General features: G+C 69.9%; 10 protein-coding genes. 8 read left to right on the top strand and 2 right to left on the bottom strand.

The features are described 5' to 3' along the window. Positions 1–72: 72 nt before the first annotated feature. Complete coding sequence (gene truA / locus SSP08S_RS34740; protein ID WP_019072273.1) at positions 73–930, top strand: tRNA pseudouridine(38-40) synthase TruA; 858 nt, start codon at positions 73–75, stop codon at positions 928–930. A gap of 72 nt (positions 931–1,002) precedes the next feature. Here the strand turns inward: truA and SSP08S_RS34735 are convergent, their stop codons facing one another. After that, entirely contained in the window at positions 1,003–5,337 is a 4,335-nt protein-coding gene (locus SSP08S_RS34735) for an Ig-like domain-containing protein (protein WP_019072272.1), read from the bottom strand. 789 nt (positions 5,338–6,126) lie between these two features. Here SSP08S_RS34735 and SSP08S_RS34730 point away from each other — a divergent pair. Genes SSP08S_RS34730 through SSP08S_RS34700 form a run of 7 tightly spaced genes read left to right on the top strand, consistent with a single transcriptional unit; the run spans position 6,127 to position 14,504 of the window. Beyond that, a complete protein-coding gene (locus SSP08S_RS34730) occupies positions 6,127–7,593 on the top strand; it encodes a glycosyltransferase family 2 protein (RefSeq protein ID WP_019072271.1) in 1,467 nt (488 codons plus the stop codon). After that, the gene (locus SSP08S_RS34725; RefSeq protein ID WP_019072270.1) at positions 7,590–8,597 is read left to right on the top strand and encodes a glycoside hydrolase family 26 protein; all 1,008 of its coding nucleotides are present in this window, start codon (positions 7,590–7,592) and stop codon (positions 8,595–8,597) included. Before SSP08S_RS34730 ends, SSP08S_RS34725 begins: the two co-directional genes overlap by 4 nt. Further along, positions 8,594–10,312: a glycosyltransferase family 39 protein gene (locus tag SSP08S_RS34720; RefSeq protein ID WP_019072269.1), complete on the top strand. Its 1,719-nt coding sequence runs from the start codon at positions 8,594–8,596 to the stop codon at positions 10,310–10,312. The genes SSP08S_RS34725 and SSP08S_RS34720 overlap by 4 nt, the downstream gene beginning before the upstream one ends. Further along, positions 10,309–11,850 (top strand): glycosyltransferase family 39 protein, encoded by a 1,542-nt coding sequence (locus SSP08S_RS56435; protein WP_019072268.1) that lies wholly within the window; start codon positions 10,309–10,311, stop codon positions 11,848–11,850. Before SSP08S_RS34720 ends, SSP08S_RS56435 begins: the two co-directional genes overlap by 4 nt. Positions 11,851–11,883: 33 nt before the next feature. Then, positions 11,884–13,203, top strand: coding sequence for a UDP-glucose dehydrogenase family protein (locus SSP08S_RS34710; RefSeq protein WP_019072267.1), 1,320 nt, complete (start codon positions 11,884–11,886; stop codon positions 13,201–13,203). An 18-nt stretch (positions 13,204–13,221) separates the two neighbouring features. Continuing rightward, positions 13,222–13,983: a polyprenol monophosphomannose synthase gene (locus tag SSP08S_RS34705; RefSeq protein WP_019072266.1), complete on the top strand. Its 762-nt coding sequence runs from the start codon at positions 13,222–13,224 to the stop codon at positions 13,981–13,983. Between the two features lie 8 nt (positions 13,984–13,991). Then, on the top strand, positions 13,992–14,504 hold the full coding sequence (locus tag SSP08S_RS34700; protein ID WP_019072265.1) for a GtrA family protein: 513 nt from the start codon (positions 13,992–13,994) through the stop codon (positions 14,502–14,504). A 32-nt stretch (positions 14,505–14,536) separates the two neighbouring features. Here the strand turns inward: SSP08S_RS34700 and SSP08S_RS34695 are convergent, their stop codons facing one another. Continuing rightward, the gene (locus tag SSP08S_RS34695; RefSeq protein ID WP_019072264.1) at positions 14,537–15,418 is read right to left on the bottom strand and encodes a hypothetical protein; all 882 of its coding nucleotides are present in this window, start codon (positions 15,416–15,418) and stop codon (positions 14,537–14,539) included. Between the last annotated feature and the right edge of the window lie 42 nt (positions 15,419–15,460).

Raw genomic sequence — 15,460 nt, 5'->3', positions numbered from 1 at the left:
TGAAGGGGTGCTCCAGTGGGCCCGCTCTTTTTGGGAGCGGGCCCGCTTTTGTGTTCCTGAGAGGATCTCGGTGTGAGTGACGAAGTAGAGGCCGGGTTTGTTCGTGTGCGGCTTGATCTCTCTTACGACGGGACCGCGTTCTCCGGGTGGGCCAAGCAGGCCGGGGGGCGGCGGACCGTGCAGGGGGAGGTCGAGGACGCGTTGCGGACCGTGACGCGGGCGGGGGACGTGACGTACGACCTGACCGTTGCCGGGCGGACCGATGCCGGGGTGCATGCTCGGGGGCAGGTGGCGCATGTCGATCTGCCCGTCTCCCTCTGGGCCGAGCACCAGGAGAAGCTGCTGAAGCGGCTTGCCGGGCGGCTGCCGAAGGATGTGCGGGTGTGGTCGCTGGCGGAGGCTCCCGAGGGCTTCAACGCGCGGTTCGCGGCGCTGTGGCGGCGTTACGTCTACCGGGTGGGGGACCGGCCGGGGGGAGTGGACCCCCTGCTGCGGAACCATGTGCTGTGGCACGACTGGGAGTTGGACGTGGACGTGATGGACGCCGCCGCCAAGTCCCTTGTGGGGGAGCATGACTTCGCCGCGTACGCGAAGAAGCGTGAAGGGGCGACGACGATCCGGGAGATTCTCGACTTCGGGGTGCGGCGGCGGGGTGATGGTGTCGTCGAGATCGAGGTGCGTGCCGACGCCTTCTGTCACAACCAGGTGCGGTCCATGGTCGGCGCGTTGCTGTTCGTCGGCGACGGGCACCGAGGCGCGGAGTGGCCGCGGAAGGTGCTGGACGCGGGGGTGCGGGACAGCGCCGTGCATGTCGTACGGCCGCACGGGCTGACGTTGGAAGAGGTCGCGTACCCGGCGGACGAGTTGCTGGCCGCGCGGAACAAGGAGGCGCGGAATCGACGGTCTCTGCCGTCCGGGGGCGGGTCCTGAACCGACTGCCGGCGAGGACCCGCCCTGGGCCGCCGGCCGAGGGCGGGGCTGTTCAGCCGGTCGCGGTCGTGCTCACTGTCTGACGGTGAAGTACTGCCAGGCGCCCCAGGTGCTGGGGTTGGTGGTGTCCCTGCTGCTGTGGACGTACTCCGCGGCGATGCGGAACTTGCTTCCCACGGAGTTGGTCAGGGACATCTTGTGGCGGCCTGCGCTTGCGGAACTCAAGGCCGCGCAGGGAGTGGTGGTCTGCGTGTGCCAGGCGCCGCTGTAGTAGCGCTGCACCCGGAAGAGGATGCACTGGCCGGCCTTGTCGGGTGTGACCGTGACGTCCAGTTGCTCCTTGGCGGTGTGGTGGTACACCCGGTAGAGGGTGCTGCCGTAGTGCGTGCTCGTGTAGTAGCCGGACAGCGTCTCCGAGATGCGTACCTGGGTCTGCACACTGCGTGCGGCGGTCTTCGGGGCGTACCGGTAGTCGCCGGCGAACACCGCGCTGAACGTGGTGTTGTGGGCGAGCTTGTAGGACCCCGTCAGATTGCCGTGGGAGTCCACCGTGCCCGACTTCACCAGGACCGATGTGCCGCCGTACGGCTTGGCGTAGATCGCCACCGTGCGCTTGTTGTACGTCGTGCCGAGGTGCGCGGTGATCTTCGCGGTCTGGGCGTACGCGTACGTCGCGTGGTCGGTCGCGACGGTCAGGGACGTGGCGGTCCGGGAGACCTGGACGGTGGTGCTGGTGCTTCCCGGCCGGTGCGAGACGTCGCCGCCGTAGGTCACCTTGTAGGTGTTGGCGCCGCCGATCTGCGGGGTGTCCGAGAACGTGAACGAACCGTCCGCGGCGACCTTGGCGTCGGCGAGTGCGGTGCCGGACGTGTTGGCGAGGTCGGTCCTCGTGACCTTGACGACCCCTCCGGCGGCGAAGGGCGAGCCGGAGAGCTTGCCGGACACGGTCAGCTTCTGCGCGCGGGTGGACGTGGCCGGTGACGTAAGACTGACGGTGGTGGTCAGTTTGGACACCTGGACGAGGCTCGTGGTGCTCGCCGTTCCGTGCGTCGCGTCCCCCGCGTAGCTCGCGGCGTAGGTGTAGGTGCCCTCTGTCGGCGGGGTGTCGGTGAAGGTGAAGGAGCCGTCCGCCTGCGTCGTCACATCCGGCAGCGCTGTCCCGTTCCGCGTGATGTGCGCGACCTGGCCCGCGGGGAGCGCCGCGGTCGAGGTGAGGGCGCCGGTGACGGTCAGCGACCGGCCCGGGACGCCCGTGCTCGGGGCGGTGAGGTGGAGGGAAGTGGCCGCCGGCGGCCCCTCGCTGATGACGGGACCGCTCACCGTCTGCACGTCGGAGCTGTCGGCGTTGGCGCCGGAGAAGGCGAGCAGCGCGGTGGGGGTCAGCGTCGGCGTCGCGTCCACCACCTGGGTCCCGTCGACCCAGACGTACACATGGCCGGTGGCCACCTGGACGTCGACCTGGTGCGTGCCCTGGCGCAGTGAGGTGGTGAGCGGGACCACCGACGGGTAGCCGATCGTCGACGAGCCGGCCGAACTGCGGCCGATCCCCACGAAGTTCTGCGCCTTCAGCGTCTGGTTCCAGCCGGTGCCGAGCGCGATCACCGTGCCCGGCCGCCCCGCGATGCCGAGGCCGTCACCGGTCCCGCCCAGCGCCGAGGCGGAGTTCTGGGCCGGGTCGAGGAGAGCGAGCGTCATGCCCTTCCCGCCGGTGCCGGGCCCGAACTTCGCGGTGAACGTGGCCCGCAGACCGTCGGTGCGCAACGGCTTGGTGTACACCGCCGAGCCCGCCTGGTTGCTGGTGGCCGGGGTCAGCTGGACGCCGCCGTCGGCCTGCACCGCCGAGCCGTTGGTCTGCCACAGTCCATCGGCGGTCGAGGTGGTCGTGGCCGTGCCGGTACCGGTGCCCTTGACCTGGACGTACATGGCGCCCTGGGGGCTGCCGTTGTCGTCGGTCCCGGTGCCGGTGACCTCGTAGGAGGCGTTGAGGTCCGCGGCGGAACGCGGAGTGAACGTCACGCTCTGCACCGCGGTCTGCTCGGGACCGATGACCAGGCCCTCCGACAGCTGCAACGGGCTGTTGAAGTCACCCGTCGGTGCCTTGGCCTTGGTCACCGTCACCGGGATGTTGCCGGTGTTGGTGATGGTGAACGTCAGCGACTTGGAGCTGCCGATCGGGACCTTGCCGAAGTCCAGGGAGCTCGTGGAGAACTCCAGGTGTCCCTGCCCGGTGATGGCCGTCGCGGTGACCGGCACGCTCAGGGTGTGGGTGGCGCCGCCGCTGCCGTTGCTGCTGATCACGAGCGCGTCGCTGTCGACCTGGTCGGTGGTCGGCGTGTAGGTGACCGAGAGCACGAACGAGCCACCGGCCGGTACGACCGTCCCCGCGCTCGGCAGCCCCGAGGTGGAGAAGGCGCCGCCGGGCGCGTCGACCGAGGTGACGGTCTCCGGTTCGGTGCCGGTGTTGGTGACCTGGAGGTTCAGCGTCGAGGTGCTGCCGGTGGGTATCTCCCCGAAGTCCAGGGCGCCGGGCGCCGCCCCGAAGCCGGGCCTGGTGCCGATGCCGTGGAGGGCGAAGACGAGCTTCTGGCCGTCCGACAGGTTCGCGGTCAGGGTGCCGTTGACGCCGCCGGTGGTGGTGGGGGCGAAGCCGATCGGAACGTCGAGAGTGGCGTTCGCCGCCAGCGCCGTGGGTTGTGCGGGGGTGGGTACGGCGGACGGGTCGACCGTGAACGGGCCGGAGGCCGTGAGCCCGGTGATGCTGACGTCCTGCGTGGCCGTCAGCTTCATCCGGCCGGAGCCGCTGCCGCCGACCCCGACCTGGCCGAAGTCCAGCGAGGCCGCGGTCAGGGCGGTCCTGGCCGGGCTGCCGAAGCCGTAGAGCACACCGTCCCGGGTACCGACGTACACCTTGCCGCGCTCGGCGGTCGGCGTGCTGAACTTCGTCGCGGTGCCGATCGGCGCCGACCACAGCAGTTGGAGGCGGCCGTTGCCGTCGGGGGTGGGGCTGTAGGCACGCAAGGTGCCGTCGGCCCCGGAGGCGTTGCTCGCGGAGGTCATCCACACCAGGGCGCCGGACTCGTCCGTGCCGTCGGACGTGACCAGGGGGGAGCCGCTGGTGTAGCCGAAGGTGTCCTGGCTCTGGCCGGTGAGGGTGAGCGTGGGCGTACCGCCGTTGCGCACGCCGTACTTGAGGGCGCGCAGCGGACCCTGGTTGCCGACGACGTAGACGTAGCCGCCGTCGCCGCCCCAGAACGCGGGGTGTCCCCACATGCCCTGGTAGGGGCCGGACACGCTGACCGCGGCGTCGCCGCCCTGGGGCCCCTGGCCCATGCCGCCGAGGTTGTCGCGGTCGAGCAGGAACACCCGCCCGTCCTTGCCCTGCTGGACCAGCAGATGGGGGTGCTCGCTGGTGCCGAAGCCGTCCGGCAGCGCCATCGGGGCGCCCGAGGAGATGTCCTGGTCGTTGAGGTCCAGGGTGGCGGCGTTGCTGGGGCTGAAGAAGTCGGCCGTACTGAGGCTGTTGTCCGCGCCCACCTGGAGGCGTACGACGGACTCGGCCAGGGTTCCCTGGACGGTCTTGCCCGGGCCCGGCGCCGGGCTGATGCCGTTGCCGGTGCTGAAGAAGATCCGGCCGGAACCGTCCGAGACGAGGCCGCCGCCCGCCTGCCAGATGCCGGCGCCGCCGGTGCCGGCCCCGGTCGCCGTGGCCCACATCGAGGTGATGCTGTGCGCCGTGGTGCTGACGCCGACCACATAGCCGCGGTAGGGCCATGCGTCGCAGTGGGCGCCGAAGCCCGCGTAGACGACGCCGTTCATCAGCAGCAGGCCGGGGCGCTGCTGCTCGTAGTAGGCGTCGAAGGTGACGCTCGGGTCGTTGACGGGGCTTCCGGCGATGGTGACCGGCCACCCGGAGCGCTCGGCCCCGGAGGTCGGATCCACGGCGTGCATCAGCCAGCGCGGGTGACGGTGTGTGGCGGTGCCGTCGTCGACCTTGGTGGTGAAGTAGAGGGAGTTGGTGGCGGGGTCGTAGACCGGTGTCGCGGTGGCGCCGATGTCCGGCACCAGGTCCCCGCAGCCGATCGCCGACGCCGGCCACGAGGGGCCGTAGTTCTTGCTCCACTCGATCGCGCCGGTGGTGCGGTCGAGGCCGTACAGGGTGTTTCTCTCGGTGACGGCGATCACCTGGTCGCCCAGCACCAGCGGCTGGGCGTATATCTGACCGTCCAGTTTGGTGGCGAAGAGCCGGCCGAAGGCGGAGGACTGGACGACCGCGGGGGAGAGGGAGGCTTCGTCCTGGTCCCAGTTGGTGCGCAGGTTGTCGACGCCCTGGGTGTTCTGGTCGGCCTGGGCCGACGATGCCACCAGGCTGATCAGCGTGCCGATCAGTGCGGCGGTGGCCGCGGCCACGATGGACAACAACCATGTGCGCCGCCGGTTGCGATGACGGCCACCGCGTGCGGGCATGGAAAACCCGGGCAAATCGGGACCCCCCTCGTGTTCGCACCCGGAGCGGTCACGGGCACGGCACAAACGTGAAGACTAAGTGGTTGTTCTTATCATCAGTTGAGGTTTTTGGGCACTATGGGGCGCGTTTCGCTTCGGCATCGTCAGTGGGAACGGCGTGTTCGCGGCCCGCACCAACGAGCGTGCCCTTCACGAACTTCGTGCCGCCGGTGGCGTCGCCGCCTACCGCGAGCGTCGATCCGAGTGCGGAGCGTCGCGCGTTCGAACCGGTCGTGTGGGGTGCCCCCTGGCTGAAAGAAGATCGGCAGCCGGTTTCCAGGCCTGCGGGGGGTGTGACAAGAAGCGCACAAGTGGAGGGGTATGCCCGGGTGGTCCGGATCTGAAACCTGATGGTTACCCCACTCTTCAAGAAAGATAAGGCCCATAAGGGGACTTGTCGGTCGTATATCTCCACAGTGCTCTTACGTCATTCACATCCCTCGGATAATCTTTCCCATCCAGCCCCTTTGTTCGAAAGGGGCGTTTTGGGGTGGGGAACACATCGGGCCCGTGGCCCGGAGGGTAGGAATGTCATCCATTGACTCTGCCCGCATGTCCGGAGTGACCGGTGCCGGGGGGCACCGATCGACAAGGCGTGGAGGAAAGCGTGGCGCCGAACAGGCGTCCCTGGGACTTCTGCCCGCGCCGCCGTCGTATGCGGAGAAGTATTCGTACGTCAAGAGGCGCCTGTGGGTGCTGACGCTCGCCTCGATCGTCAGCTTCGGGTGCCTGACCGTCAGTCAGGTGGCGCTGACCAAGGCCAGCCCACTGATGTGGATCTTCGCGCCACCGCTGTTCTTCACCGTCGTCTACTACCTCGTGTCGCTGAAGGTCAACGGCTTCACGCGCGACTTCGACTTCGAGTACCACCAGCAGCTCGTCCGCGACTGGCGACCCCCGGTCTACCCCAGCGTGGACGTCTTCCTGCCGGTGTGCGGCGAACCCATCGAGGTGCTGCACAACACCTGGACCCATGTGCGGCAGCTGGCCGACCGCTACCCCGGCACCTGTGTGCCCTTCGTCCTCGACGACGGCGCGAGCCCCGAGCTCGCCGCCATGGCCCGGGACTTCGGCTTCCGCTACGGCACCCGCGAGAACCGCGGCTGGTTCAAGAAGGCCGGCAACCTGCACTTCGGGTTCGGCCAGTCCGACGGCAAGTACATCCTGATCCTCGACGCCGACTTCACGCCGCGCTCCGACCTCCTGGAGGAGCTGCTGCCGTACATGGAGGCCGACGAGCGCATCGGGATCGTGCAGTCCCCGCAGTACTTCCGGGTGCTGGACTCGCAGAACTGGATCGAGCGCGGTGCCGGTGCCGTGCAGGAGCTGTTCTACCGGTCCGTGCAGGTGTCCCGGCAGAACAGCGACGGCGCCATCTGCGTCGGTTCCTGTGCCGTCTACCGGCGGGCCGCGCTGGACACCAACGGCGGCACGACCCTCATCGAGCACTCCGAGGACGTGCACACCGGGTTCGACCTCCGCGGGCTCGGCTGGGACCTGAAGTACGTGCCGGTCGCGCTGTCCACGGGCGTGTGCCCGGACACCGCCGGTGCCTTCTTCAACCAGCAGTACCGCTGGTGCTCCGGCTCGATGTCGCTGCTCGCCAGCAAGAAGTTCTGGGACGCGCCGATCAGTTTCTTCAGCCGGCTCTGCTACATGTCCGGCTTCTTCTACTACATCCACACGGCGCTGTTCACCTTCCTCGCGCCGCTCGTGCCCATCATGCTGCTGCTCACCAGCCCGGAGATGCTCCAGGTCAAGCACCTCGTCTGGGTGCTGCCCAGCATCGTCTACACCACCCTCGTCTTCCCGATGTGGCACAAGGCGCCGTACCGGCTGGAGGCCTGGTCGGCGCGGATGATGTACGGCTGGGCGCATGTCTTCGCCATCTGGGACATCCTGCGCAAGCAGCGCATGGGCTGGCAGCCGACCGGCTCCAAGGGCGCCAAGAAGAACAAGACCCGCCGGTTCTGGCTCGGCCTGTGGATCTGGAGCGGCGGCACCGCCGTGGTCTGGGTCGGCGCGGCCGTGTACCGGCTGTTCACCGGCTATCCGCCGGACTTCGCCCTCGTCCTGTCCTCCGGACTGTTCTACGCGCTGGTCGTCGCGCGAGCGCTCATCCAGCCCAGGGAACATACGTCAGCAGGTGAACCCGCATGATCCGCAAGACCGTCCTCCCGCTGTGCGCGGCGGTGATGTCCCTGGCGGCGGTCGCCGGTTGCGGTGTGCTCGGGGGCGACGACCCTGCCGCGGAGGCCGCGAAGAAACCGGCCGCCGGGTCCTCCTCGAAGGCGTCCGGGGCGCAGCCGCCGTACGACGTGAAACCGCTGCTGCACCCCGACAAGGAGTACTTCGGGGTGGCCCTGAACGGCGCGCCCAGCTCGCTGAAGCCGGTGGACGCCTTCGCGGAGACCGTCGGCAAGAAGCCCGACATGGTCGGCTCCTACTCGTCGTGGGGCGACGGCTTCAACGCCAAGGGCGCGCAGAACATCTTCGGCGACGGCGGTCTGATGTACGTGTCGTGGGAGCCGTTCAAGCCCGGCCTCGACAAGATCGCCGACGGCTCGCAGGACACGTACATCAAGAAGTACGCGGACAGCGTGCGCAAGACGAACGTGCCCGTGGCGATCAGCTTCGGCCACGAGATGAACGGTCACTGGTATCCGTGGGGCACCAAGGACACCACCCCCGCGACCTTCGTGAAGGCGTGGCGGCACATCCACGACGTCTTCCAGGACGTCGGCGCCACCAACGTCATCTGGGTGTGGAGCCCGAACGTCGTCAACCCGGTCCCCTCCGTGAAGCTGAAGCCGTACTGGCCCGGTGACGCCTACGTCGACTGGGTCGGCATCGTCGGCTACTGGACGCGGACCGGTGCGCACACCTTCGACACCCTCTACGGCCCGACCCGCGAACAGATCGACGCGTTCACCGACAAGCCGGTGCTGATCAGCGAGACCTCGTCCGAGCCCGGGGAGCGGCGGCGCGCCGATGTGCGCGCGCTGCTCGGAGGCGTGAAGGCGGACAAGGACGTCATCGGCTTTCTGTGGTTCAACATCCCCAAGCGGGCCGACTGGCGCATTCAGAGCAGCCCGCTCGCCCTGGCCGAGTTCAAGCGCCTCATCGCCGACGACGACTTCGGATTCGAGGTGCCGCGTTCATGACGACGCAGCAGCAGGACGGCGGCTGGTCGGAGCCCGGGCAGCAACAGGACTGGCAGCAGCACCACCCGCCCTACTCCGAGCAGCAGCAACAGGTCTACGACGACCGGCAGGCCTACGGAGACCAGCAGGCGTACGGCGATCAGCAGGCCTACGGAGACCAGCAGGCGTACGGCGATCAGCAGGCCTACGGCTACCAGCAGCCGTACGGCGGGCAGCAGCCCTACATCCCCCAGCAGCCGACACCCGGGCAGCAGCACTACGCGCGTCCCAACACGGGCGGCTCCGACGCCGAGTACTACGTGCCGGAGTACACCGTCGTCGAACCTGAGCCGGAGCCCGAGCCGGAGCCGGGCTATGTGCTGCCCGAGGTCCCGGTGTCGGCCTGGTCGGTCGACAACAGCCGCTCGGCGTGGATCAGCCGGGGCGTCCTGCTCCTGATCCTGCTTGTGCAGGCCGGGCTGTCCTTCCGGCTCGACGGCAGCGCCTTCCCCCAGGAGGCGAAGTTCCTCACATCCGACGGCGAGCTCTCGGGGCTGGTCTCCCAGCTCGGCCTCGCCGGGGCCCGCGCACTGAGTCTGGCGTGGGCGCTGGGGGCCACGGCGCTGCTGTTCGGCGCCACCCGGCTGCTGTTCAACGCGCGGGCCGGTCTCGCGGCCGCCGCCATGTACTCCGTGCTGGAGTCGACCGCCTTCACCGGTCGCTACGCCTCCCCGCACTCCCTGTCGCTGTTCCTGCTCGCCGCCGCCCTGTGGCTGCTGGCCCGGACCCGGCAGGCCGGCCCCGCGGCCGTGCTGCTCGCGGCGCCCTTCGCGGCCCTCGCGCCGTTCGCCGCCTACGCGGCCGCCCTCTACCTGCCCACGCTGACCGTGCTCGCCGTACTGACCGCCTACCGTTTCCGGGGCGCGGGAGCTTTCCTGCGGGGTGCGATCTTCGCGGGGGCCACCGGTGCCCTGTGCTTCGCCGGCGTCCAGCTCGCCGGCACGCCGAGCGGTTGGAACGTGAAGGGCACCGACAGCGCCGTCGAGCTGCTCAAGGAGAGCGCCGAGTGGGGCGGGGTCGTCCTGCTGGTCGCGGTGATCGGTGCCGTCGGCTTCATCCGGCGGGCCCGGATGGGCGAGATGCCGTGGGCCGAGGGCGGCGCTCCGGGCGCGGTCCGGCGCTCCCTGCTCGGTCTGACGATGTGCGCCACCGCCCTGCTCGCCCCGCTCTACCAGGCCTGGCTGGGCAACGGCAGCTCGCTGTACATCCACGTCGGCTTCGGACTGCTCTTCGCGGTGCCGATGGCCGGTCTCGGCGTCTCGCGGATGATGGGCGCCCACTTCCGGTACCCGCAGATCGGCATCATGATCTACGTCGCCGCCCTGGTCATCGGCATGGCCCAGACCGGGGGGCTGTACCGGCCGCCGGACTCGGCCGCCATGATCGGCGCCCTGCGCGAGGTCGTGGACACCAAGGGCGAGTACCTGACGGACGACCCGGAGATCTCCGCCTACTACCTCAAGGCGCAGACGAAGCCGGCTCAGTGGCACCAGGCCGGGCAGGGCGCGGCTCTGACGGCCGAGGTGAAGAAGGGCTCCTACGACGCGATCGTGCTGCGGACCGGCTCCGTTCCCGAGGCGCTGCGCGGAAGTGCGGACTACCGGCTGCTGGCCGTGCTGCGGCCCTCCGACAAGGACGGCGGACAGGAGCCGTACCGGATCTGGGTGAAGCGATGACGGCGTACACACCATCGGTCGACGAGACGGCCGCCGAGGAACCCGAGGAGGGCGCCTCCTCCGAGCACCGGAGGTCCGCCGACGGCGCCGGCCGGGGCTCGGCATGGCTCGCCTTCGTGCTGCCCGCGCTGGTCGCGGCCGTCTGTGTGGTGCCCGGGCTGGGCGGGCGCCAGCTGTGGCGCGACGAGCACGCCACCTGGTGGGCGTCCACGATCTCGTGGCACGACCTCGGACGGCTGATCGGCAGCATCGACGTCGTGATCGCGCCGTACTACGCGGTCATGCATCTGTGGATCGACGTCGCCGGGGACTCGGCGGCGATGCTGCGGCTGCCGGAGGCGCTCGCCATGGCGGTCTCGGCCGGTCTGGTCGGGCTCCTGGGGCGCCGGATGTTCGCGGTGCGCACCGGAGTGCTGGCCGGACTGCTGTTCGCCGTGGTGCCGGCGATCACCAGGTACGGTCAGGAGGCCCGGCCGTACGCCTTCGCGACGATGTTCGCTCTGTTGGCCACCCTGTGGCTGATCCGGGCGCTGGACAGGCCGAGCCTGCGCAACTGGACGCTGTACGGGCTCGCCCTCGCGGCCACGGGGTTCAGCCACCTGGTGGCCATGGCGGTGCTCGCCGGGCATGTGTGGCTCGTCTTCCTGGCCAAGAAGCGGGGCGACCGCATCGCCCACTACGCCTTCGCCGGCGCGGCCATGCTCGGACTGTCCATCACCTTCCCGATGGTCGCGCAGGGTACCGGGCAGAGCGGCCAGATCGCCTGGAACGTCACCACGACCAAGGACCTGACCCAGCTCCCGGACACCCTGTTCGGGTCGTGGATCACCGGCGGAGCGGTGATGGCCCTCGGCGTGGTCGGCCTGCTGGTGGCCGGGCGGTACTCGGTGCTGCTCGCCGCCTGGGCCGTCCTGCCGCCGGTGCTCACTTTCGTGACCGCCAACCAGCTGCACCTCTTCCTGCCGCGGTACCTGCTGTTCACCATCCCGGCCTGGACGCTGCTGGTGGCCGCAGGCCTGACCCGGCTCGTCGGCAGGCTCGACCCCGACGCCCGCCGGGGGACCGGCGCGCAGGTGCTGAGCGGGCTGCTGGTCGCGGCCGTGGCGGCCGGGTACGCCTTCGTGGCGTGGCCGGCGATCGGCGACGCCAAGAAGGACCTGCCGACGGAACCGGACTTCCGGGGCGCGGCGAACGCCATCGCGGCGGGCGAGAGGTCCGGCGACGGGATGATCTTCAACGGCGGGATGTCGGAGCGCCGGGCCATGGCGTACGAACTGCGGGACCGCAAGGCCCCCGAGGACGTGCTCATGGAGTACACCCCGCAGCAGAACGGGTCCTACGGCGCCACCGAGTGCCGCAAGCCGGCGAGCTGTCTCAAGGGCACCGACCGGCTGTGGCTGGTCTCCACCGTCAGCGACGGGCGTCCGCTGCTCACCGGCATGAACGAGAAGACCGCGGCGGCGATCGAGAAGTCCTTCAGAGCCGGTCGCACGGTGAAGTTGAACCATGTCGTGGTGCAGGTTCTCGAACGCAAGTAGCGGCCGACACGGAGTTGTGAAGGAGGCCGCTGGATGCGGCTCACAGTCATCGGCACCGGCTATCTGGGTGCCACCCATGCCGCCTGCATGGCGGAGCTGGGACACGAGGTGCTCGGGGTCGACGTGGACCCCGACAAGGTCGCCGCGCTGCAGGCGGGGCGGGTGCCGTTCCACGAGCCCGGGCTGCCGGAGCTGATCGCGAAGCACACGGCCAGCGGACGGCTCCGGTTCACCACCGACTACCCGGCGGCCGGCGCCTTCGCCGACGTGCACTTCGTGTGTGTCGGCACCCCGCAGCGCAAGGACTCCGAGGGCGCCGACCTGACGTACGTCGACGCGGCCTTCGCGGCGATCGCCGAGCACGCGGGGGAGGGCGCGCTGCTGGTCGGCAAGTCGACCGTGCCGGTGGGGACGGCCGGCCGGCTGGCGACGGTGCACCAGGGTGTCGAGGTCGCCTGGAACCCGGAGTTCCTGCGCGAGGGCTTCGCCGTCGAGGACACGCTGCGGCCGGACCGGCTGGTTCTCGGGGTACGGTCTTCGCGCGCGGAAACGATCCTTCGTCAGGTGTACACCCCCGTCCTCGACGCCGGCACCCCGCTGGTCACCGCCGACTTCCCGACCGCCGAACTCGTCAAGACGGCCGCCAACGCCTTCCTCGCCACCAAGATCTCCTTCATCAACGCGATGGCCGAGATCTGCGAGGCGGCCGGCGGCGACGTCGGCGTCCTCGCCGAGGCGATCGGCCACGACGACCGGATCGGCCGGAAGTTCCTGCGCGCCGGAGTCGGCTTCGGAGGCGGCTGTCTGCCCAAGGACATCCGCGCCTTCGCGCACCGCGCCGACGAACTCGGCGTCTCCCTGGCGTTCCTGCGCGAGGTCGACGCGATCAACATGCGCCGCCGCGACAAGGTCGTCGGGCTGGCGCGCGAGCTGTGCGGGGGATCGGTGCTCGGCGCCCGGATCGCCGTACTGGGAGCGGCTTTCAAGCCCGACTCCGACGACATCCGCGACTCGCCCGCGCTCAACGTGGCCGCCCGGCTGCGGCTCGACGGCGCCGATGTCACGGTCTACGACCCCGAGGCGCTGGACAACGCCCGCAAGGCGTTCCCGCTCCTCGGCTACGCGATGTCGGCCGAGGAGGCGCTCAGGGGAGCCGGCCTCGTGCTGCATCTCACCGAGTGGCCGCAGTTCCGGGAGATCGACCCGGAGCGGGCCGCGGGGCTGGTGTCCCGTCCGTACCTCGTGGACGGCCGGGGGGTGCTCGACGCGGACCGCTGGACCGCGGCGGGCTGGCATTTCCGCGCGCTGGGCAGACCCGCGCCGGATGGGGAGAGGTCCCTGCGGGGACTCTAGGGGAGGGAACGGAAAGACATGACGGACCACGAGAGACACCCCGGCGTACCGGTCACCATCGTGATGCCGACGTACAACGAGGCGGCGAACCTGCCCCGGATGGCCGAGCTGGTCCTCGGCCTGCCGCTCGACGGGCTGCACCTGAAGATCGTCGACGACTCGAGCCCCGACGGCACCGGGCGGATCGCCGAGGAGCTGGCGGAGAAGTACAACGCCGACGGCGTGCGCCGGATGAGCGTGCTGCACCGCACCGAGAAGGACGGCCTCGGGCGCGCCTACGTCGCGGGCATGAGCGCCGCGCTCGCGGAGGGCGCCGCCTACGTCGTCCAGATGGACGCCGACGGAAGCCATCCCGTCGAGGCGGTCCCGCGGATGCTCGGCACGGCCGTGGCCTCGGGAGTCGGCCTGGTCGTCGGCAGCCGGTACGTCGAGGGCGGCTCACTGGACGAGGACTGGGGCAGGCACCGCGTCCTGCTGTCCCGGTTCGCCAACCGCTACGCCCGGACCGTGCTCGGCACCAAGATCCGGGACATCACGGCCGGCTTCAACCTGTGGTCGGCACAGACGCTGCGTGACGTGGACCTCGCGACTCTGGACAGCGCCGGCTACAGCTTCCAGGTCGAGCTGAAGTTCAAGGCCGTACGGGCCGGACACAGCGCGGTCGAGATCCCGATCCGGTTCGAGGAGCGCACCGAAGGCGTGTCCAAGATGAACTTCGCCACACAGCTGGAGTCGGCCGTGGTGCCGCTGCGGCTGCGGCTGCGCCACAGACGGGGCTGATCCGGACCGTGAGCGGACGGCATGCGACTCCCTCGCGGTGGGGGCATCTGTACCGCGAGATCGCGAAGTTCGGCGTGGTCGGGCTGTCGGGATTCGTGGTCAACCTCGGGGTCTTCAACCTCATCAGGAGCCTCGCCCACTGGCAGACGGTGAGGGCGGGTGTCGTGGCGACGGCCTGCGCCATCCTGGGCAACTACCTCGGCCTCCGGTATTTCGCCTACCGGGAGCGGACCCAGGACGACCGGACCGGCAGGCGGCGGGAGCTGGGCCTCTTCCTCTTCTTCAGCGCGGTCGGCCTCGTCATCGAGAACTCGGTCCTCTACGCGACCACCTACGGACTCGGCTGGGACAGCCCGATCGCCACCAACGTCTGCAAGTTCCTCGGCATCGGCGTCGCGACCCTCTTCCGGTTCTGGTCCTACCGGACGTGGGTCTTCACGTCGGACCCGCGTGACGAGGCACCCGCGTTCCCGCCCTACCGGGAGGCACCGGTGCTGGCCGAGGCGCGCGACTGGAGCTGACGCGACACCACGGGCAGGGCGGGGCCGACCCGCTATCCGGCCGCCGCTGCCGCCGAGGCCTGCGCCTCGCCCCGCCTGCCGATCTGACGGAACGCGAACTCGGCCAGGTCGTCGCCGATGGTGAAGACCTGGGTGTCCTTCGTCGTCACGTCCGTGCCGTTGGTGAAGCCGGCGATCGTGAAGTAGGCGTAGCGGCCGTAGGAGTTGGTGGTCGTACGGCACACGGCGCCGTCGCAGAACGGCTTGACGCCCTTGCCGGACAGCGAGCGGATGATGGCCTTCTTGTCCGCCTGGGTCTTGACCTTCGTCGCCTGGGCCTCGGAGTCGAAGACGGCCACGCCGACGGTCACCGCGACATTGCCCTTGGTGTAGGTGACGCGCATCAGACGGGTGCAGTCGTTGGCCGTGAGGACCTTCGGGAGGGTCGACTGGGCGGCCGAGGCGCAGTTGGTGGTGTCGGCCGTCGGGCCCTTCTTGTACACGGTCGAGCCCATGGTCAACTGCGTGCCGGGGAACAGGAGTTCCGCGCTGAGCGGCGCGGTGTCCTTGGCCTTGCTGGAGATGAACTCCTTCGGGTCCAGCGGCGGCGGCGCGCTGGTCGGCGCGAAGGACGGCGAGGTGGCGCCGACGCTCGGCAGGGACCCGCTCGCGGGCAGGTTCGTCGGCTTGCCGGAGGCGGTGTCGTCGCCGTTCGCGGACATCACGGCCATGGCGACGGCCGTCCCGACGGCTATCGTCGCGACCGCGCCGCCGCCTATCAGCAGCAGTCTCTTGCGCCGGTTGCGCGTCTCCGCCCGGTCGGCGAGCGCGGCCCAGTCCGGGGTCTCGTCGTCGACGTTGCCGCCCCACGGCTGCTGCGATTGCGGTTTCCAGGGATCCCACTGGGACTGGGGTCCCCCCTGCCCGAAGCTCATGGGTCGCATCCTAGACGGGGGGACGGGGGTACCGGTGCGCCT

The sequence above is a fragment of the Streptomyces hokutonensis genome (assembly GCF_000376565.1).
Lineage (GTDB): Bacteria > Actinomycetota > Actinomycetes > Streptomycetales > Streptomycetaceae > Streptomyces > Streptomyces hokutonensis.
This window is presented reverse-complemented; position numbering and strand designations above follow the sequence as displayed.